The sequence below is a fragment of the Falsiroseomonas oryzae genome (assembly GCF_027856955.1).
GTDB classification, from domain to species: domain Bacteria; phylum Pseudomonadota; class Alphaproteobacteria; order Acetobacterales; family Acetobacteraceae; genus Falsiroseomonas; species Falsiroseomonas oryzae.
Genome location: NZ_JAPSMD010000843.1, coordinates 1 through 1,152, shown reverse-complemented (window position 1 = coordinate 1,152; position 1,152 = coordinate 1). Strand labels below are relative to the sequence as shown.

At 73.4% G+C, this 1,152-nt stretch carries 2 protein-coding genes; both read left to right on the top strand.

Annotated features, from left to right (window positions below):
- Positions 1-957: eCIS core domain-containing protein (locus OZN99_RS32145; protein ID WP_270939250.1), on the top strand; the 957-nt coding region annotated here is incomplete at its 5' end.
- Between the two features lie 2 nt (positions 958-959).
- On the top strand, positions 960-1,152 hold a 193-nt coding region (locus tag OZN99_RS32140), incomplete at its 3' end, for a hypothetical protein (protein ID WP_270939249.1).

Below are 1,152 nucleotides of genomic sequence, written 5' to 3'. Positions count from 1 at the left end.
GCGCGGGAGCGGCGCTACTTCGAACGCCGCCTTGGCGCCTCGCTCGGCGGCGTGCGGGTGCATGCGGAGAGCGGCGTGGCGACCCGGCTCGGCGCGCGCGCCGTCGCGGCGGGACGCGACATCGCCTTCGCGCCGGGCGAATGGCAGCCGCAGCGCGCGGGAGGGCGGCGGCTGCTGGGCCATGAGCTCGCCCATGTCGTGCAGCAGGGCGAGCACGGCACCGCCGTGCAGCTGCAGGAGGAGAAGAAGCCCGAGGAAGGCGCGGATGCGCTCGAGGAGGGGATGAAGAAGGTCGCCTCAGAGGCCGCGAAGAACGAGAAGGTCAAGAAGGAGGTGCTGGAGCCTGCGAAGCGCTATGCGCTCTCCCAGTGGTCGCAGCTCTCCACCGGCGAGAAGGCGGGAGTGATCGGCTTCGGCGCCGGCACCTACGGGCTGGCCATCGGCGCCGGCCTGTCGGACCCGGCGGGCCGCAAGCTGCTGTCGGACTTCAACCTCGTCGCGCCGCTCGGGCTGATCCCCTATGCGACGCTCAGCGATTTCCGCTTCGTGCTGCCGAAGGACGAGGCGGGGCCCACGCTGTTCAAGGCGTCCTTCTCCGGCGACGACCTGCTGGGGCTGGCGCATGACCGGATCGGCTGGTGGCCGAAGATGACGCTCTCGCTGGACTTCACCTGGTCGATGGATGCCGCGGGGGAGGTCTCGCTGGCGGGCGCGAAGGCCAACTGGGGGCTGCTACCGGGCATCAACCTGCAGGCCGGGACAGGCATCGGCCTGGGCTGGAAGCCTCTGCCGATCCCGCAGGCGGAGCCCTTCGGACCTGACCTGCGCGGCCCCTTCGCCACCGGCCCGGCCACGCTCCAGGGAACCGGCGTGTTCCTCTCGGTGGACCTGCTGCGGGCCCCGATCCTGCCGGAGGCGGTGCGGCGGGCGCTGGGCGCCGGAACCGGCAAGGACTAGCCATGGCCCAGGCGCAGCATGCCGAGGCCGAGCGACGCCCACGCATCGGCCAGGTTCACGATCCGGAGGAGCGGGAGGCCGACCGCGTCGCGGCCTTGCTGGTCGCCCCAGCCCGCCCGGCCTGCACCGCCTGCGCCGCGGCGGATGCGCCCTGCCCGGCCTGCGCCGCCGGCCAGCGCAAGCTGCGGCGCAGCG